General features: G+C 37.1%; 17 protein-coding genes. 9 read left to right on the top strand and 8 right to left on the bottom strand.

Annotated features, from left to right (window positions below):
- Positions 1-22: 22 nt before the first annotated feature.
- The 6 genes from L1967_RS09565 to L1967_RS09540 form a co-directional block, all read right to left on the bottom strand.
- Complete coding sequence (locus L1967_RS09565; RefSeq protein ID WP_249601439.1) at positions 23-397, bottom strand: hypothetical protein; 375 nt, start codon at positions 395-397, stop codon at positions 23-25.
- 31 nt (positions 398-428) lie between these two features.
- A complete protein-coding gene (arsC, locus tag L1967_RS09560; protein ID WP_249601438.1) occupies positions 429-770 on the bottom strand; it encodes an arsenate reductase (glutaredoxin) in 342 nt (113 codons plus the stop codon).
- Between the two features lie 101 nt (positions 771-871).
- Positions 872-1,969 (bottom strand): peptide chain release factor 2, encoded by a 1,098-nt coding sequence (gene prfB / locus L1967_RS09555; protein WP_249601437.1) that lies wholly within the window; start codon positions 1,967-1,969, stop codon positions 872-874.
- A gap of 63 nt (positions 1,970-2,032) precedes the next feature.
- Positions 2,033-2,896 carry a transglutaminase-like domain-containing protein gene (locus L1967_RS09550; RefSeq protein WP_249601436.1) on the bottom strand — a complete coding sequence of 288 codons (864 nt, stop codon included), beginning with the start codon at positions 2,894-2,896 and terminating at the stop codon, positions 2,033-2,035.
- A 44-nt stretch (positions 2,897-2,940) separates the two neighbouring features.
- On the bottom strand, positions 2,941-3,885 hold the full coding sequence (locus L1967_RS09545; protein ID WP_249601435.1) for an alpha-E domain-containing protein: 945 nt from the start codon (positions 3,883-3,885) through the stop codon (positions 2,941-2,943).
- A 10-nt stretch (positions 3,886-3,895) separates the two neighbouring features.
- Positions 3,896-5,362 carry a circularly permuted type 2 ATP-grasp protein gene (locus L1967_RS09540; RefSeq protein WP_249601434.1) on the bottom strand — a complete coding sequence of 489 codons (1,467 nt, stop codon included), beginning with the start codon at positions 5,360-5,362 and terminating at the stop codon, positions 3,896-3,898.
- 200 nt (positions 5,363-5,562) lie between these two features.
- Here L1967_RS09540 and L1967_RS09535 point away from each other — a divergent pair, with 200 nt between their 5' ends.
- From L1967_RS09535 to L1967_RS09525, 3 genes are all read left to right on the top strand, one after another.
- A complete protein-coding gene (locus L1967_RS09535) occupies positions 5,563-7,962 on the top strand; it encodes a zinc-dependent metalloprotease (RefSeq protein ID WP_249601433.1) in 2,400 nt (799 codons plus the stop codon).
- Positions 7,963-7,980: 18 nt separating this feature from the next.
- Positions 7,981-9,009 carry a threonine aldolase family protein gene (locus L1967_RS09530; protein WP_249601432.1) on the top strand — a complete coding sequence of 343 codons (1,029 nt, stop codon included), beginning with the start codon at positions 7,981-7,983 and terminating at the stop codon, positions 9,007-9,009.
- A gap of 87 nt (positions 9,010-9,096) precedes the next feature.
- Positions 9,097-9,612, top strand: coding sequence for a redoxin domain-containing protein (locus L1967_RS09525; protein ID WP_249601431.1), 516 nt, complete (start codon positions 9,097-9,099; stop codon positions 9,610-9,612).
- Between the two features lie 237 nt (positions 9,613-9,849).
- On the opposite strand, the gene L1967_RS09520 is transcribed toward L1967_RS09525, so the two are convergent.
- Positions 9,850-10,176, bottom strand: coding sequence for a YbaB/EbfC family nucleoid-associated protein (locus L1967_RS09520; protein ID WP_249601430.1), 327 nt, complete (start codon positions 10,174-10,176; stop codon positions 9,850-9,852).
- A 147-nt stretch (positions 10,177-10,323) separates the two neighbouring features.
- On the opposite strand from L1967_RS09520, the gene L1967_RS09515 reads away from it, so the two are divergent.
- The 3 genes from L1967_RS09515 (at position 10,324) to capB (ending at position 14,907) form a co-directional block, all read left to right on the top strand.
- Positions 10,324-12,372, top strand: coding sequence for a S9 family peptidase (locus L1967_RS09515; RefSeq protein WP_249601429.1), 2,049 nt, complete (start codon positions 10,324-10,326; stop codon positions 12,370-12,372).
- Positions 12,373-12,461: 89 nt separating this feature from the next.
- The gene (gene capA, locus L1967_RS09510) at positions 12,462-13,502 is read left to right on the top strand and encodes a cysteate synthase (protein ID WP_249601428.1); all 1,041 of its coding nucleotides are present in this window, start codon (positions 12,462-12,464) and stop codon (positions 13,500-13,502) included.
- Between the two features lie 139 nt (positions 13,503-13,641).
- Entirely contained in the window at positions 13,642-14,907 is a 1,266-nt protein-coding gene (capB, locus tag L1967_RS09505) for a cysteate-C-fatty acyltransferase (RefSeq protein WP_249601427.1), read from the top strand.
- 70 nt (positions 14,908-14,977) lie between these two features.
- Here the strand turns inward: capB and L1967_RS09500 are convergent, their stop codons facing one another.
- Entirely contained in the window at positions 14,978-15,919 is a 942-nt protein-coding gene (locus L1967_RS09500; RefSeq protein WP_249601426.1) for a transporter, read from the bottom strand.
- Between the two features lie 206 nt (positions 15,920-16,125).
- On the opposite strand from L1967_RS09500, the gene L1967_RS09495 reads away from it, so the two are divergent.
- The 3 genes from L1967_RS09495 to L1967_RS09485 are packed head-to-tail and all read left to right on the top strand — an operon-like array spanning position 16,126 to position 20,179.
- Positions 16,126-16,422, top strand: a complete 297-nt coding sequence (locus L1967_RS09495) for a DUF4834 family protein (RefSeq protein WP_249601425.1) — start codon at positions 16,126-16,128, stop codon at positions 16,420-16,422.
- A 58-nt stretch (positions 16,423-16,480) separates the two neighbouring features.
- Positions 16,481-18,895, top strand: a complete 2,415-nt coding sequence (locus tag L1967_RS09490) for a YfhO family protein (protein WP_249601424.1) — start codon at positions 16,481-16,483, stop codon at positions 18,893-18,895.
- A gap of 3 nt (positions 18,896-18,898) precedes the next feature.
- Positions 18,899-20,179 (top strand): glycosyltransferase family protein, encoded by a 1,281-nt coding sequence (locus L1967_RS09485; protein WP_249601423.1) that lies wholly within the window; start codon positions 18,899-18,901, stop codon positions 20,177-20,179.

Here is a 20,179-nt window from a genome sequence, read left to right as displayed (position 1 = left end):
CTTATAGATTGAACTTCAGTTACTAAGATTTTTTCCGAATTTCTTTATTTATGTTAAGATATTTTTCGAATTGATCTTTAGAGAGTACTTTCCCCAGATTACGATGCTCGGCTTTTTGAATACTTTTAAGTTTTCTTACCTGCGCAATAGGATTCATACTACTGTTAATAATCTCGTTTTTCTTCAGGGTATATTCGATAATAAGATCTTCCATTTTAATGGTTTGCTCTTCATCTAAAAATAACCGCTCTTTCCATAATAAGGCCAGTTCTTCTGCAATTTCCTTTATTTCTTCCCGGCTTTTTCTATTCATGTAAATTTGTGAGACCACAAATCCTGCAACAAGCATTCCTGCCAGGCTTATTAAAGATATTCTTTGGTTAAGTGTAAGTTTCATGTTTTTAATTTTTAGCAAGGAATAACTCTTGTTAAACTACGTTGTTTATATCTTCAGGAGGTCTTCCTACAACAGCTTTCGTTTCATTTTCTACAATTGGTCGTTCTATTAACTTAGGGTTTTCTACCATAATTCGTACCAATTCGTTTTCACTAAGATCTTTATCTTTAAAATTTTCTTTCCATACTTTTTCATTTTTTCTAACCAACTGAATCGCTGTCATATTTAGTTTTGTTAGTAAAGATTTTAGTTCGTCCTCAGATAGTGGGTCTTTTAAATATTCCCTTATTTTATATTCTTTGCCCGAATTTTCTACAATTTCTAAACCTTCCCTCGATTTTTTACATCGGGTATTGTGATAAATGGTAATCATTTTTTCTTTTTCTTTAAAATAAACAATTTTAGCTTTTAAGTCCTCCTAGTTTTAAAAAGCTAACATTTTTTTATATAAAATACTGTTATTTTCTAACAATATCAATCGTCATTTTTTTGTCCCATCATCATAAGATAGGCTTTTAAAAACGGATCTATATGCCCATCCATTACGCTGTCTACATTTCCGGTTTCTTCAGCGGTTCTAACATCTTTTACCAGTTTGTAAGGATGCATCACGTAATTTCTTATTTGGGATCCCCATTCGATTTTCTTTTTGCTGGCTTCGATATCCTCCCGTTGTTCCCGTTGTTTTTCTAGTTCAATTTCATATAATTGCGATTTAAGCATTTGCATTGCACGATCCCGGTTGTCGTGCTGCGAACGGGTCTCAGAACATGAAATTTGAATTCCGGTAGGGTGATGCACTAATTGCACTTTTGTTTCTACCTTATTTACATTTTGCCCACCGGCACCACTAGACCTTGCTGTGGTAATTTCGATATCGGCAGGATTTATTTCGATCTCTATCGTATCATCTACCAGTGGATAAACATACACCGAAGCAAAAGAGGTATGTCTTTTGGCATTACTGTCAAATGGTGAAATTCGTACTAATCGATGTACGCCATTTTCCCCTTTAAGCCATCCAAAAGCATAATCACCTTCAATCTCCAGGGTCACTGTTTTTATTCCCGCAACATCACCTTCCTGATAGTTAAGTTCTTTTATTTTGAAACCTTGCTTCTCTGCCCACATCAAATACATTCGCATGAGCATTTGGGCCCAATCACAACTTTCAGTACCACCTGCGCCGGCGGTAATTTGTAATACGGCGCTTAAATCGTCACCTTCTTCAGAGAGCATATTTTTAAATTCCAGTTCTTCAACGATATTCAGTATTTTTTGATATTGTTTTACAACATCCTCTTCTTCAGCTTCATCTTCGTTATAAAACTCGAGTAACACCTGCAATTCTTCTAATCCGCTTTTGGCTGCATTATAGTCATTCACCCATTTTTTCTTTCCTTTTAGGGTTTTCATAAACACTTCCGCTTCAGATGGGTTATCCCAAAAGCTGGGGTCGAAGGTTTTTTCTTCTTCGTTCTGAATTTCAATTTGTTTCTGTTCAATATTTAAATGAACTTTTAAATTATCTATTCTTGCTGTTATATCTTTTACCTGATCGGTAGTTATCATAAACCTTAATTTAGTGCAGTATAATTCTTTTTGGGTAATTAAAATTTGAAGAATTTGTTAATTCTATTGTTGGGCGTTTTGCTGAGCATTTACTTCTACACTATATGTTGTTTGGTTGGTGCCTGAAGTATAAACAATCCCTTTAATTGGTGGGCAATCTGAATAATCTTTGCCATGTGCCACTTTTATATGATTCTCTGCAGCAATCAGATTGTTTGTGGGATCAAAACCAATCCATCCACATCCCGGGATAAAAACTTCTGCCCAGGCATGCATTTGCGAATCGCCAAAATAACCATTGCCCTGATGTAAGTAACCCGAAACATAACGCGCTGGGATGTTGTGGGAACGGGCAATCGCACAAAATAAATGGGTGAAATCCTGGCAAACCCCTTGTTTTTCCTCTAAAATGATATCCAGATCGGTATCAACATCGGTTACATCAGTTTTAAAACTAAAACCATCAAAAATCCATAAATTCAGATTTTTCATGTTTTCGAAAATGGATACTTCTTCGGAATAAATAAAATCTATTTCGTGCCATTTAGGAAGCTTGGTAAGCGCTGTTGATTTTAAGAATGTAGCGTGCTCTACTTTAAAGTTTAACGAATTAAGTTGAGAAAATTCGTCCTCTAAATTTGAAGCATTCGTTTTTTCGAATGGATTAATATGATCTTTTATTAAATGAAATTCAGCTTCAAAATCGATAGATGTAAAGCTTTTTTTAGGATGGATCCTAAAGGTTTCAAATCCGTATCCATTAATAGATTTTTCTACCGGAATTTGCAGGGAATTCCTAAATTCTGAACTTATTATTTGCTGAGAACCTGAATTTAAAGGAGCAATTAAAAATTGCCATAGGGCTTCACCTACAAGATTTTCGTAGACGTTTGTTGCTGCATATTTTATGACGTAGTTTAGTGCCATGTTATAAAATAAATGCGAATTTAAAGATTCTCGGTTTTAAACATTCATAAAAAATACTCAATTTCTATTTTTTTTGCAATGTCGTTTAAGGTCTTTAGAATTTTTTCGATAAATCCCTGAAGGTCCTCTTCGATTTCTTCTATCGATTTATACTCGTATTCCGCTCGTACTTTTCCCACCAGAAATTCAGCCGAATTTTTATCGGGATTTTTAGAATGAGAAAGATCACTAATGTGTTTACTCACCTGGTTTAAGCTATTCATTATTGATCTTGGGCAGTTTGGATTGAGAATTAAAAACTCCAGTGTGGTTAAGCTACGCGGCGCTTTTTTATAATATCGCCGCATCATATCATAAGATTCGGCACATTTTAGCAGTGTAGTCCATTCATAACTGTTTTTTAGTTGGTCGCCATAGCTGCCACCGGCCAAATTGGCATCGTTATATTTTGCATTGATGATCCTTATAATCTGGGTAGCTCTTTCGATATTTATGCCTAACATAATGATGCTGTACACATCGTCATGCAATAAAGTTCCTCTTACTTTCGCTCTTAAAATCGAGGTAGATTCTGCTACATGAACTGTAAATTCATATAATCCACTTTTCATAAATTTTTCAGGCGGATAATTAAGCGTATAATGATAAAATTTGTTCAGGGATTCATACAATTCCGTAGAAATTAAATCTCTGGCGCTATTAGCATTTTCCCTGGCATATTGCAAATAATTAATAATAGAATCTGGTTTGTCTTTATTAAGTGCAATATCAAAAAGCACCTGACCTTCATCTAATTGAATATTAGGATCTGTAACAGGATCGCTGGCCATAAAGAGCATCGATCTAAGCACAAATTGTCTGGATTGCGAAAGCTCGTTAGGAGCATCCAGTGAAGAAAAGTAGTTTACATTTAAATATCGCGCTACATGTTCAGATCTTTCTATATAGCGCCCCATCCAAAAGAGGTTATTGGCAACTCTTGCTAACATAAATTTTGAATTATTTTTTTAATACCCAGGTGTCTTTAGAACCGCCACCTTGTGAGGAGTTTACAATAAGATTCCCTTTTTTAAGTGCCACGCGGGTTAATCCTCCTTTTAATACAAAGCTTTTATCTTTTCCCAACAGGCAGAAGGTTCTAAGATCTACGTGTCTTGGTTCAAAGCTTTGGCTATCTTCGATATAGGTTGCATGTACAGAAAGTGACATGATAGGCTGGGCAATGTATTTTCTGGGATTTTCTTTGATAACTGTTTTTACCTTCTCGATTTCTTCTTTGGTGAGTTTATTTCCAATAGAAATTCCGTATCCTCCAGCTTCGTCTACGGGTTTTATAACCAGATTTTCAATATTTTCCAGCACATACTTTAGTTCGTCTGGCCGATTGCAATGATAGGTATGTACATTGTTTAAAATGGGTTCTTCTCCCAGATAATATTTAATGATTTGTGGCATATAAGTGTAAATAGCCTTATCGTCTGCAACGCCTGTCCCAGGAGCATTTACAAGACAAACATTGCCTAGTTTATAGGCCGCCAGCAAACCGGGAACACCAAGTGTTGAATCTGGTCTAAATTCCAACGGATCCATAAAAACATCATCGATCCTTCTATAAATAACGTCTACTTTTTGGGCGCCGTTAATGGTGCGCATATACACAAAATCATTTTCTACGAATAAATCCCTCCCTTCAACCAGTTCTACTCCCATTGCTTTGGCTAAATAAGAATGCTCGTAATAAGCAGAATTATAAATACCGGGAGTAATGACTACGCAGGTGGGTACGTCCACACCACGTGGTTTCACCGATTCCATAATTTCTAAAAGATTTTCAGCGTAATCGGTCACCGTATGGGTCTGATAATGGTTAAAAACCCCAAATAAGGCTCTTTTAAGTGCCGTACGATTGCAAATCACATAACTTACCCCAGATGGGCAGCGTATATTATCTTCTAGGACATAATATTTCCCATCAGAATGTTTTATAAGATCGGTACCACTAATATGATTATAAATTCCGCCGGGAGGATTTAAACCTTGCATCTGGTCTAAATAATTTGCCGAAGAATTGATAAGATCTAAAGGAACAATTCCCTGTCTTAAAATCTTTTTATCATGGTAAATATCCCAGAGAAAATGATTAAGCGCTTTGCTACGTTGTAAGACACCTCTCTCGATATGGCTCCATTCTTTATGATCGATAATTCTGGGGAAGAGATCGAATGGAAAAATTTTTTCTTTGGTTTCATGCTCTCCATAAACCTGAAAAGTAATCCCCTGATTAAAAAACGAGGCTTTTGCTTTTTCGTTTAATCTTGCAAAATCCTGAACAGTATGTTCACTGTAAAGGTTTAACAACGTTTTGTAAACCTCTTTAACTTCGTTATTTTCTGAAAAAATTTCGTCGTAAAAATGATTGTCCCTTTGGTAAGACGAAAAGCTTGGTTGATTAGTGTTTAGTTTCATAAGCACTTATTTTCTCTTAAAATACAGAAAATCTTTAGTTTGTCTTCTAAATTATTCATATTAATAACTATTAGATGCTATTATTTTCATAAAAAATAAACTTGTTTTACGTTGAATTACTAGAAATTGGCTCTAAAGCTTGAAAATCCTTTTTTATCGAATTGAAAAAATTAAATTTGAAGAACATCCAAACTACCCTTATGAAAAAATTACTACTATTTGTTTTATTGTTTTCACAGAATATATTCTGTCAATTCCTGGAGAAAAAAGAGGATCTAAAGAAATACGAAGGTTATTTTGATTTCTATTACAATCCAAAGACCGATGAAATCTATCTGGAAGTAGATAAATTAGATAGCTTGTTTTTATATAATCACGCGCTGAGAAGCGGAGTAGGAAGTAACGATATAGGATTAGATCGTGGTCAGTTAGGTGGTGCTGCGGTAGTAAAATTTCAACGAGCCGGTGACAAATTACTGCTGGTAGAACCCAATCAGCGCTACCGGGCGGTTACCGATAACGAACTGGAAAAACAAAGTATAGAGGAGGCCTTTGCAAAATCGGTAATCTATGGTTTTGAAATTAAAGAGGAGAAAGACGATACCTTTATTATCGATCTTACTCCTTTTATTATGGAAGATGCCCACGGTGTCGCCCAGCGATTAAAGCGGGGTAACTACGGAAGTTATAAAATAAGTAAAAACAAAAGCGCTTTACAGTTAGATCGAACCAAGGCCTTTCCTAAAAATGTAGAATTTGAAAGTTTACTGACTTTTGAAGGTACACCGCAGGGCGGAACGGTGAGAAGTGTGGTGCCAGATGCAGCTAATATTAGTGTTATTCAGCATTATTCTTTTGTAGCCTTACCAGATGATGATTATAAAAAACGAATTTTTGATCCTCGAAGTGGTGTAAACTTCATTTCGTATTACGATTATGCGACACCGGTTTATGAACCTATTTTAAAAAGATATGTTGTTCGCCACCGGTTAGAAAAGAAAGATCCGGATGCAGAAGTTAGCGAAGCAGTAGCGCCCATTATTTATTATTTAGATCCCGGTACACCAGAGCCTGTTCGTTCGGCTTTATTAGAGGGGGCAAGCTGGTGGAATCAGGCGTACGAAAGTATTGGCTATAAGAACGCTTTTCAGGTAAAAATGTTACCGGCAGATGCCGATCCTTTAGATGTTCGTTATAATGTAATCCAATGGGTGCATCGTTCTACAAGGGGTTGGAGCTACGGTGCCAGTGTGGTAGATCCAAGAACCGGGGAAATTATTAAAGGGCATGTAAGCTTGGGAAGTTTAAGGATTCGCCAGGATTTTATGATCGCCCAGGCCCTACTAAATAAACCTTTTGCTGAAAGTGACGAAAATCACGAGAAAATGATGGAAATGGCCATTGCCAGGATTCGACAGCTTTCAGCGCACGAGGTTGGTCATACGCTGGGATTTGCTCATAACTTTGCCGCCAGTGTAAGCGATAGAGCTTCGGTAATGGATTATCCGCATCCGCAGTTCCGTATAGAAAACGGCGAAATTACCGCAGCAAATGCCTACGATACCAATATAGGGGAATGGGATAAATTAATCGTAAAATATGCATATTCTGATATTCCGAAGGGAGTTTCAGAAAGAGCTTATTTAAACACAGTAATTCAGGAAGCTTACAATCAGGGCATTCAGTTTATTAGTGATAGTGATGCCCGTGCGCAAGGTGGCGCTCATGTAAATGCGCATTTATGGGATAATGGCAAAGATGTCACGGAAGAATTAAATGAGGTACTCGAAATTCGTAAAAAAGCGATAGCAAATTTTTCTGAAGATAATTTTAGAACCAACGAAGCCTATTCGGTTTTAGAAGATGTATTTGTGCCTTTATATTTCTTTCATCGGTATCAAACCGAAGCGGTAAGTAAATTGATTGGAGGTTTAGATTATAATTATGCGGTAAAAGGCGGAGATGAAAAAGTGGTCGAAACTTTATCGCCAAAACGTCAAAAAGCAGCTTTGGAGGCTTTAATCAAAACTTTAAGAGCAGAAACTTTGGCGATTCCGCAAGAAAAATTAGCGCTTTTCCCGCCAAGAGCTTTTGGCTATGGGAGATCGCGAGAATCCTTTAAGAGTAATACCGGTGTCGCTTTCGACGCTTTGGGAGCACCGGCCACAGCAAGTGATATGACCTTAGGATTATTACTGAATCCGGAGCGTATGGCGAGATTGGTTCAGCAAAAATCATTAGACAAAAAACAATTGGGGCTAGGGGATATGCTTGAAAAATTAATTGCTAAAACCATCCAATATCAACCCAAAGATTCTTATTTACTTGCGGCACAACAGACTATAAATTATAATGTATTACAGCATTTATTTAATTTAGCCGTCAGTAAAAATAGTACAGCATTGGTGAAAGCAGAGGTTAATAAACAGTTAGCCGAATTAGAGGACTGGTTGGACGAAAAAGACGGAGCGATTTATGAGCAAATGTTAGAAGAAATTGAGCTGTTTTTTGATAAACCAGGCGAATTTGAACCCATGCCCGATGCCCCTAAAATTCCGGATGGTTCGCCAATTGGAAGTTTTATGTGCACGGGATTGTAGAAAAACCACATAGATTTTATGAGTGAAATAGATTTAAGAAGTGATACGGTAACCAGGCCTACCAAAGGAATGCTAAAAGCGATGATGAATGCCCAGGTTGGTGACGACGTGTATAAAGAAGATCCTTCGGTGAATGCTTTAGAAGAGAAATTAGCCAGTCTTTTTGGGAAAGATGAAGCTTTGTTTTTTCCTACTGGGAGTATGGCCAATCAGGCAGCGATAAAGTTGCATACGCAACCAGCCGATCAGCTAATTTGTGATAAATGGGCGCATGTTTATAATTATGAAGGTGGTGGTGCGAGTTTTAATAGTGGCGTAAGCTGTAAACTTGTAGATGGTCATCGTGGGATGATCACTGCTGCGCAGGTAGAAGAAAATATAAATCCGCCAGATTTTTATCATAGTCCGCTTACCACTTTGGTATGTTTAGAAAATACGACCAATAAAGGCGGCGGTGCTTGCTATGATCTCGAAGAAATTAAAAAGATTAGAAAAGTTTGTAATACTAACAAGCTTGGGTTGCATTTAGATGGTGCCAGATTATTTAATGCACTGGTGGCAAAAGGAGAATCACCAAAAGATTACGGGAAACTTTTCGATACGATTTCTGTTTGCCTTTCTAAAGGATTGGGAACGCCAATGGGATCGGTTTTGATCGGGAATAAAGATATCATGAAGGGCGCTATGCGCGTTCGTAAAGTTTTAGGAGGCGGAATGCGCCAGGTTGGATTTATGGCCGCAGCAGGAATATATGCTTTAGACCATCATGTTGAACGTTTAGCGGAAGATCATAAAAGAGCTACAGAAATTGCTGAAACCTTGTGTGCACAAGCTTATATTGGCGAAGTAGAACAGGTTGAAACCAATATCATTATTTTTAATCTGAAAGATGCTTCTGCTGAAGATCAATTCAATAAAATTCTTCAGGAGAATAAGATTAGAATTAGTGCGCTGGGAAAAGGAAAATTAAGGATCGTAACGCATTTGGATTATACCGAAGCCATGCACCAAAAATTTCTTTCAGTTTTAAAGAATATCAGCCTTTAGTTAATCTTAACGCAAGCTTACAAAGCTTTTAATACAATTTTCGTCTATTAATCTTTAGCTTGTTGAGAAATAAAAAAGCTATAAAAGATGAAAAATGTATTGCCAGGAAAGCAAGCGCCTCAATTGACTGTTCAGACAACAAAAGGAGTAGAGTGGAACCTTGTTAACGAAAAACCAGAGAATTTTACAATGGTTGTTTTTTATCGTGGTATTCACTGCCCGGTGTGTAAAAAGTATTTAACCGAATTAAATTCAAAAATCGAGGAATTTCGGGACAGAGGAATAGAAGTGATTTGCATAAGTGCGAATACTGAAGAATTAGCGAAAAAAACAGTAGCATCCTGGGATATCGATCAGCTAAATATTGGTTATGGTTTATTAACCGAAGATGCTAGAAAATGGGATTTATATATTTCTGAAGGGATTAATGATAAAGAACCAGAAGCATTTTTTGAACCTGGATTGTTTTTAATTAAACCCGATAATAGCGTTTACGCTGCAAGCATACAATCGATGCCTTTTGCCAGACCAGAGTTTGACGCCATTTTAAAGGCTGTAGATTTTGTGTTAGACAAAAACTATCCGGCTCGCGGGGAAGCTTAATATTCAGAAAAAAAGAAACAAAAAACCTGCAATATCGATGTTGCAGGTTTTTTATGTGATTATCCAGAATTTGCACTCATTTGTTTTTCGTCATTCCGGACCTGCCTGCCGGCGAGGCGGGCTTGATCTGAAATCTCATGCGGTATTGAAAAATGAAAATCTAAGAATGAGACCCTGAATCGAGTTCAGGGTGACGACCACTTATTATTATAGTTTCTCAGATCTAATTTCTAAATATTATTTAAACATATCACCAAGACCAGGAATATCGGGCATTCCGTCTTTAGCCGCAGCGCCAAGCTCTCTTTCGTTAATATCAGATGCTTTTGCGATGGCTTTATTTAGTGTAAGTACCAAATAATCTTCTAATTGTTCTTTATCTTGTAAAAGTTCGTCTGCAATATCGATGCTTTTTACTTCGCGAGCTGCAGATACAGTTACTTTTAATAGTCCGTCGCTAGATTGCTCATCTATAAGTACCGTTTTTAGACGTTCTTTTGTTTTTTCTACATTCTCCTGGGCTTCTTTGATTTTATTCATCATACCCATCATATCTCCAAACATATGCTGTTTCTTTTTAGTTAGAAAAACAAAATTAGTAAAATCTAAGCTGAAGTTGTTCTAAGAAATTGTGAATCTGTGATTACGATTTTAGATTTGAAGCCTTACCTTTGCGCACGTTAAAAAATTGAATTGATTTTGAATAAAAAAATGCAGCCACCAAAGGCTAGAAAAATACCTGCAGAATTAACGATTCATGGGGATGTTAGAGTCGACAATTATTACTGGATGAATGATCGTGAAGATCCAGAAGTGATTGCTTACCTAAATGCCGAAAATGATTATAACGAAAAACAAACTGCTCATACCAAAGAATTTCAGGCAAGTTTGTTCGAGGAAATGAAGGCCAGGATTAAGGAAGACGACCAATCTGTTCCCTATCGTTTAAATGGTTACTGGTATATCATCCGTTTCGAAAAAGGCGGCGATTATCCAATTTATTCAAGAAAAAAAGGAACGCAGGAAGCACCAGAAGAAGTGATGTTTAATGTAAACATCATGGCTGAAGGCTACGAATATTATCGTTTAGGCGGTTTAAATGTAAGTCCTGATAATAAAATGGTCGCTTTTGGAACCGATACGGTAAGCCGTAGAAAATATACCATCCAGATAAAGAATTTGGAGACCGGGGAATTATATCCTGAAAAAATTGAAAATACTACCGGAGGTTCTACCTGGGCAAACGACAATAAAACATTGTATTATACCAAGAAAGATGAGCAGACGTTGCGAAGCTTTCAAATCTATAAGCATATTTTAGGTACAGATCCTGCCAACGATCAATTGATCTATCAGGAAGATGACGAGACCTTTAATACTTATGTTTATAAATCGAAATCCAAAAAATATATCGTAATAGGATCGCATAGCACCTTAACTACCGAATATCGCGTGTTGGAAGCCGATAAACCGGAAGGTGAATTTAATGTGATTCAGCCAAGGGTACGCGGATTGGAATACAGCATTTCTCATTTTGGAGAGCATTTTTATATCCTTACCAATAAAGACGAAGCTTATAATTTTAAGCTGATGAAAACGCCAATTTCTAAAACTGAAAAGGAACATTGGGAAGACGTTATTGCACATCGTGAAGAGGTGCTTCTGGAGGATATCGATATTTTTAAAGACTTTTTGGTCATTGGGGAGCGTAAAAACGGACTCAATGAAATAAGGATTATTCGTTGGGATGGGAGTGATGATTATTTTATTCCGTTTGATAATGAGACGTATACGGCCTTTACTTCAATAAACCCAGATTTTGATACTGAAGTGCTTCGATATACCTACAACTCGATGACTACGCCAACATCTGTAGTCGATTTTAATATGGTTACCAAAGAAAAAACCGTATTAAAAGAACAGGAAGTTTTAGGAGGAAAATTCAAAAAAGAAAACTATACTTCAGAGCGTATTTGGGCTACTGCCGAAGATGGTACTAAAGTTCCGGTTTCGTTGGTATACCGCAAAGGAATTCAAAAAGATGGAAATAACCCATTGCTTCAGTATGCTTATGGTTCTTATGGTTCAACAATCGATCCTTACTTTTCGGCTGTAAGATTAAGTTTATTGGATCGCGGCTTCGTATATGCGATTGCTCATATTCGCGGTGGGGAATATTTGGGAAGAAACTGGTACGAAAACGGTAAGCTATTTACCAAGCGAAATACATTTACCGATTTTATCGATGTTTCCAAACATCTTATTGCTGAAAAATATACTTCTGAAGAAAAACTATTCGCAATGGGTGGATCTGCGGGTGGTTTATTGATGGGAGCGGTAATTAATATGGCGCCACAATTGTATAAAGGCGTAATTGCGGCGGTTCCTTTTGTAGATGTAGTCACAACGATGTTAGATGATAGTATTCCGTTAACAACCGGAGAGTATGATGAGTGGGGAAATCCTAATGAGAAAGATTATTACGAGTATATGTTGTCGTACTCGCCATACGATAATATAGTTGCGCAGGATTATCCTAATATGTTAGTAACTACAGGTTTGCATGATTCCCAGGTGCAATATTGGGAGCCAGCAAAGTGGGTGGCTAAATTACGAGAATTAAAAACAGATAATAATCTTTTATTATTACATACCAACATGGATACCGGTCATGGTGGGGCTTCAGGAAGGTTTGAAGCACTTAAAGAAGTGGCAGAAGAATATGCCTTTTTATTCGATTTAGTCGGAATTAAGGAATAATTAAAAAAATTTGCCTTAACTTTGAACGGTTTTGAAACATTTTTCCCGGCTTTCAAAAAGCCAACCTTAAAACGTAAAGAACTTCATTTATGAAAGAAGATTTGCAGGTGTACGATAATGTTCTACAACTTATAGGAAAGACACCGCTAGTACAGCTTAATAAGATCACTGAAGGTTTCAAAGGAGAATTCTACGCTAAAGTAGAAGCTTTTAATCCGGGGCACTCCTCTAAAGATCGAATTGCTTTATATATTATCGAAGAAGCAGAGCGAAAAGGAATATTAAAACCCGGAGATACCATTATCGAAACAACTTCTGGTAACACAGGATTTAGTATTGCGATGGTTAGCCAGGTAAAAGGTTACAATTGTATTTTGGCCGTAAGTTCTAAAGCATCGAAAGATAAAATCGATATGTTAAGAACTATGGGAGCGAAGGTTTATGTTTGTCCGGCTCACGTTGCAGCAGACGATCCCCGTTCTTATTACGAAGTGGCTAAAAGACTGCATAGAGAAATTAAAGGTTCTGTATATATCAATCAATACTTCAACGATTTAAATACAGAAGCGCATTACAAGTCTACCGGCCCAGAGATCTGGAGCCAAACTCAAGGTAAAATCACACATCTTATAGCCTGTAGTGGTACCGGTGGTACAATTTCTGGAACTGCCAGATATCTTAAAGAAAAAAATCCTAATATAAATATCATCGGGATCGATGCTTATGGTTCGGTATTAAAAAAATACCATGAAACCAGAGAATTTGATTCAGAAGAAATTTATCCTTATAGAATTGAAGGTTTAGGTAAAAATTTAATTCCTACAGCTACAGATTTTGATGCGATCGATCGTTTTGTAAAAGTTACTGATGAGGAAAGTGCGCATACCGCCAGAGAACTTGCCAAAACCGAAGGAATGTTTGTGGGGTATACCAGTGGTGCTGCAACACAAGGAGTAAAACAATTGGCTGAAGAAGGCGAATTTGATGAAAACTCTAAAGTGGTTATTATTTTTCCAGATCATGGAAGCCGATATATGAGTAAGATTTATAGTGATGACTGGATGGAAGAGCAGGGTTTTTTTGATACCAAAAATGAGGCTGAGGTTCAAGCTATAGAATTTATAAAATAATATTTTGTGTTTATTTACACATAAATGATAAATTAAAGCATCCTTAGCTAGGGATGCTTTGTTTTTTTAAGCTATACAAAATACTTTGTGGAATTGAACCAAAAATCAGTATTTTTGCGGTTCGTATAAAAAATATTCAATGAGAGATCTGTTTGACAAAATATACAAGGATAAAGGACCTTTAGGAAAATGGGCAGAGCAGGCCGAGGGATACTTTGTATTCCCAAAGCTGGAAGGGCCTATTTCTAACAGAATGAAGTTTAGAGGGAGAGATGTAATCACATGGAGTGTGAACGACTATTTAGGTCTTGCCAATCATCCAGAGGTTAGAAAAGTAGATGCCGAGGCTGCGGCCGAGTGGGGTTCTGCTTACCCAATGGGAGCAAGAATGATGAGTGGTCACACCAGTTTGCATGAAAAACTTCAGGACGAGTTAGCTTCTTTTGTACACAAGCAGGCCGCTTATCTTTTAAACTTTGGATATCAGGGAATGGTATCTACAATCGATGCATTGGTATCTAAACAAGATGTGATTGTATATGATGTAGATGCTCACGCTTGTATTATCGATGGTGTTCGTCTTCATTTAGGACAGCGCTTTACCTACAAGCATAACGATATGGAAAGTATCGAAAAAAACCTGCAAAGGGCTACTAAAATTGCAGAGCAAACCGGAGGAGGAATCCTTTTAATTTCTGAAGGGGTTTTTGGTATGCGCGGTGAGCAGGGAAAACTTAAAGAAATTGTAGAGCTTAAGAAAAAGTATAAATTCCGTCTTTTTGTAGATGATGCACATGGTTTTGGAACCTTAGGAAAAACCGGGGCAGGAGCAGGAGAAGAGCAGGGTGTACAGGATGATATCGATGTTTACTTTGCTACTTTCGCTAAATCCATGGCAAGTACAGGAGCATTTATCGCTGGTGATAAAGAAATTATCGATTACCTAAAATATAACCTTAGATCGCAGATGTTTGCTAAATCACTACAAATGCAATTAGTGGTTGGAGCACTTAAACGTCTTGAAATGCTTAGAACAAGACCAGAGCTTAAGAATAAGTTATGGGAGAATGTAAATGCGCTTCAAAACGGATTAAAGGATCGTGGTTTTGATATTGGTACCACACAAAGTTGTGTAACACCGGTATACCTTAAAGGTAGTATTCCTGAAGCGATGGCACTGGTAAAAGACCTTCGTGAAAATTACGGAGTTTTCTGTTCTATCGTAGTTTATCCGGTAATTCCAAAAGGATTAATTTTATTAAGAATGATCCCAACCGCTTCACATACGTTACAGGATGTAGAAGACACTTTAGAAGCTTTTTCTTCAATTAGAGAGCGTCTTGAAAACGGAACTTATAAAAGATTATCAGCTTCTGTAGCCGCGGCTATGGCTAATAAAGCTTAGAAGTTATATAAATACTATAAACAAACCGCTAAATTTTTAGCGGTTTTTTTGTGTCTATTTTTATCGAATTCTAGAAATCGTATTGGTTTTGTGTTCTGGCTTTTCTTTTATCTCCATCTTTGGATAGCGACTTAAATTCAGAGTCTTTATGGAAATTTAATCGTACAGATAATCCTGCCTGTATTTGCCATCTGGATGGTGTGTCTTTGGCATTGGTAAGTCCGGCAACATCGACCTGTAGATAATCGGTAATCAGGTAAGCCCCGCCAGCCCTAAAAATATCGTCGGCATACAAATCTCCTATAATAGCCTGATATTCGCCAAAAACGGCAAATTTAGGAGTAAAAGCGTGGGTTAATGTTCCTATAAATTCATAATTATCATAGGTTTCAGTAAACTTTTCAGCAGTAAAATTCATTACCCAAACCCATCTTCCCCAGTTATGTTGGGTAATTAAGGTGACCTGTGGGGTATATTTACTCTCTCCCTCAAATCTATAAGGATTATCATCCTGTAGGGTCACATTAGCTCCGCCATAAATGGAAACTGCCGGGATTAATCTTCTCCAATCAAACTTTTGATTGGCATCCCAACTTCTAATGTTTACTTCTCTGCGATTATCGCCATTTTTATAGGGATCGTAAAGCAACAATTTTGCTCCTATAGTATTAAAAGGGAAATTATTCATTTTGTATGTACGATTTTGTCCTCCCTGAAAAATGCTTGTTTTTTCTACCTGATATCTTCCCTGAATGCTTAATTCTAATATATCTGTAAGAAGCCCTGCTCTAATCATATAATTGGCTCCATACAAATCGGTATCTGTTTGTCTTAGATCATGGCTGTCATTACCATAAAATCCACCTGCTTCCAGTTGGTAAACTCCTGTTCCAACCGCAAAAGCTCCCTGGGATTGCCCTGGCCGGTTAGAATTAATGGTTTCGGTAAATTGGGCGTTACAAATAGCTGAACTACTTAAAAATAAAAGTACAAAAGCCTTTAGTTTTTGCATGTTTAGTAGGTTTTTATTGGCGTCACCAAAAGGAGATTTTATCCAAAGGCTTGCCTCGAAATAGTAAAAAGGTTTTCTGGTTCATATCCCGTGGGCTTGCCCCGGGGTTCTTGATGGCCAAATATAATTGAATTTATTGTTTATTTAAGATACATAGATTCCGATTCTGAAGCTTAATTTTTATTTTTGCTAAAATTTAGAGTTTTATGTTTCAGGCAGATTTTTCCGGAGTAATAAGAACGATACTTATTGTTTTATTAGTATACTTCGGTTTCAAAATAATACTTCGATACTTTGGTCCCATGTTGTTAAAATATGCAATGAAAAAAATGGGAAGAAAGTTTGAGCAGCAGTTCAACCAGCAATTTAATGGAGCGCAGCAAAGTGCGCAACAACATAATATTAACAAGGAAGGCAATGTTAGTATCGACAAAAAGCCAAGAAATCGTAGAAAATCAAACAAAGAGGTTGGTGAGTATATCGATTACGAAGAAATTGATTAATTTCGGGATTCTTAAATATGTGCGTTTCCTTGTTCAGGAGGCAAAAAATAATCTGTAAATGGCTAAATTAAAACAGTTTCTTCCTCATCTTCTGGTTTTGCTGGGATTTGTGGCAATCGCTATTTTTTATTTTAATCCGGTTTTAAAAGGAAAAGAAATTTTCCAAAGTGATATTGTTCAGTACATAGGGATGGCTAAAGAGCAATCTGATTTTAGAGCAGAAACCGGCGAAGAGCCTTACTGGACAGATGCTGCTTTTGGAGGGATGCCAACCTACCAGCTTGGCGCGTATTATCCGCATAACTACATCAAGAAATTAGATTCGGTTTTACGATTTTTACCCAGACCGGCAGATTATTTATTTCTTTATTTTATTGGGTTTTATATCCTGCTGTTATGCTTAAAAATCGATTATAAACTCGCTTTTTTGGGGGCTATTGCTTTTGGTTTTTCTACCTATTTTATCATTATTCTGGGTGTTGGCCACAATGCCAAAGCACATGCGATTGCCTATATGCCTATGGTTTTAGGCGGAATTATCCTCACTTTTCGGCAAAAACTTATTGCGGGTTTTAGTCTTTTGGCAGTGGCTATGGCCTTAGAAATTCAGGCGAATCACTTCCAGATGACGTATTACCTGCTGCTGCTGGTGATTATTCTTGGAATTGTTTATTTGATCGATGCCTTTAAAAAACAAAAGCTTCCGCAGTATTTTAAGGCTTTAGCGGTTATGATCGTTGCGGTTATACTGGCTATTGGAACCAATGCCACAAATATTATTGCTACACAAGAATATACAAGTCATAGTACACGTGGCGATACCGGCTTAACGATTACTCCAGATGGTAGCGAGAAACCAGAAGCAGGTTTAACTTATGATTATATTACAACGTATAGCTACGGGATTGCAGAAACCTTAGACCTTTTTGTCCCTGGTTTTATGGGAGGAAGTGGGGCTGAAGATGTAGGCGAAGATTCCGCATTATATTCTGAACTGCAAAAAATGGGTGCTTCTCCCATACGGGCAAAGAATTTTACTGAAAATGCACCAACCTATTGGGGGCAACAACCTATCGTTGCCGGCCCGGCTTATATTGGTGCTACCGTTTTATTTTTATTCATCTTCGCGCTCTTTTTAATTCGAGGTCGATTAAAATGGTGGGTCTTAGGCGGAACTATATTGACGCTTTTACTTTCCTGGGGTAAGAATTTTGGTTTTTTTACTGAATTTTTTATCGATTACGTGCCGCTTTACAATAAGTTTAGGGCGGTTTCTTCCATCCAGGTAATTGTAGAGCTTTGCGTTCCTTTATTGGCAATTGTAGGATTATCTTGCTTGTTTACCAATAAACATACCAAAGAGGAAAAAATAGAAGCTTTAAAATGGAGCTCGATCATTACTGCAGGATTAGCGTTGGTTTTAATTCTTTTTAATTCGGTTTTATTTGACTTTAGCGGACTTAGGGATGCACAGCTACGCCAGCAATTGGGGATGGATCTAATGAATGCCCTTAAAGAAGATCGCCAGTCGATGCTTGTTAGCGATGCTATTCGTAGTTTTATATTTGTTGCTTTAAGTGTGTTTTTAATCTGGTTTTATCTTCAGGAAAAAATCTCTAAAAAACTTATTATTGGTGGTTTTGCCATACTATTTTTAGCCGATCTGGTTCCGGTGGCACGCCGTTACGTAAATGCAGATGATTTTGTAAGTGCCCGTAAAATGGAGCAGCCCTATCAGCCAAACGTGGCCGATCAGCAAATCATGCAGGATACTTCGCGATATCGCGTGTTCGATCTTAGTGCAGATCCATTAACAAGTTCCCGAGCCTCGTATTTTCATCATAGCATAGGCGGCTATCATGCTGCCAAACCAGGAAGATTACAGGATTTATATGATTTCTATATTTCACAAAATAACATGAAGATTTTAAATCTGTTGAACGTGAAATATTTTATTATCCCTACTGAAAATGGTGTACAGGCACAGCAAAATCCTGGTGTATATGGTAATGCATGGTTTGTTCGGGATGTTGAATGGGTTGATGATGCAAATGCCGAAATTTTAGCGTTGAAAGAGGTAGATCTTAAAGATGTGGCCGTGATAGACCATCGCTTTAAAGACGATATTAAAATGGACTTTGTATACGATGAAGTCGGTTCTATCGAGTTGGTAAGTCAGCAACCTAACCAATTGGTTTATAAAACGAAAGCTTCAATCAGGCAGCTGGCTGTTTTTTCTGAAATGTATTATCAACCGGGATGGCAGGCTTATATTGATGGTGAGAAAGTAGCCCATGTTCGTGCAGATTATGTGCTTAGAGCGATGAATATTCCGCAGGGTGAGCATACGGTGACTTTTAAATTCGAGCCGCAAGTAATTCAAACCGGGGGAACAATTGCTTTAGCAAGTACACTTATTTTGGTGATCTTGATTGTTGGTGGATTTGTTTTTGCCTATCGCAAAAAAGCCTAGTTTATGAAGAAAGTGCTGATCGTTACGTATTACTGGCCGCCGGCTGGTGGTCCCGGTGTTCAGCGCTGGTTGAAATTCGTTAAATATCTTAGGGATTATGGAGTAGAACCGGTGGTTTATATTCCCGAAAATCCAAATTATCCGTTAATTGATGAATCTTTTTTAAATGAAGTTCCTCAGGATATCGAGATGATTCGTCAGCCGATTTTTGAACCTTATAAGTTCGCTTCTTTTTTATCTAAAAAGGATACAAAAACCATAAGTTCAGGAATTATTAAGCAAAAGGAGAAGCAGAGTTTTATGCAGAAACTCATGCTTTATATTCGCGGTAACTTTTTTATTCCAGATGCTCGTAAGTTTTGGATAAAACCTTCAGTGAGATTTCTAAAATCCTATCTGGAAAAGACCAATATTGATACGATAATTACCACGGGACCGCCACATAGTTTGCATCTTATAGGTTTAGGATTAAAAAAGGAACTTCTATTGAGGTGGATTTCCGATTTTCGTGATCCATGGACGCAAATTGGCTATCAAAAGGACTTAAAACTCACTAAAAATTCCGCCGAAAAACATCAAAAGCTAGAAAAAGAGGTTTTAAAGGCAGCAGATCAAATTATAACCACAAGTTTTACCACCAAAAAGGAATTTGCTTCAAAAACAACAAAACCTATCGAAGTGATTACGAATGGTTTTGATTCTGAATTGAATACCAATTCAATATTAGATGAAAACTTCAGTATTTCTCATATTGGCTCGTTGCTTTCAGGAAGAAATCCTAAATTACTGTGGAAGGTTTTAGCTGAAATTTCCGAAGAAAATGAAAATTTCAGAACTAATTTTAAACTGAAGTTATACGGTGCGGTAAGTGATGAAGTGGTGCAAAGTATCAAAGAGGCCGGTTTGGAGAATAACCTTATTTTAGGCGGGTATATTAGCCATTCTAAAGCTATAGCTGTTCAAAAAGAGAGTCAGTTATTATTGTTAATTGAAATTAATTCCGAAGAGACCAAAGGTATTATTGCTGGGAAATTATTTGAATATCTGGCGGCAAAACGACCAATCTTAGCCATTGGACCAGGAGAATGGGATGTGTCGAAAATTATAGAGGAAACGGCTTCAGGAAAAAGTTTTCAATATCATCAAGATTCGGCATTAAAAGAATATATTTTAAGTTCTTATCAAAAATATCGCGAAAACCAATTACTTTCGGATAGCAAAAATATTGAGGATTACCATCGTAAAAACCTCACAAAAAAATTAGCGAAACTGATCAAGAAGTAA

This window comes from Zunongwangia pacifica (assembly GCF_023499215.1).
Classification (GTDB): Bacteria; Bacteroidota; Bacteroidia; order Flavobacteriales; family Flavobacteriaceae; genus Zunongwangia; species Zunongwangia pacifica.
This window is presented reverse-complemented; position numbering and strand designations above follow the sequence as displayed.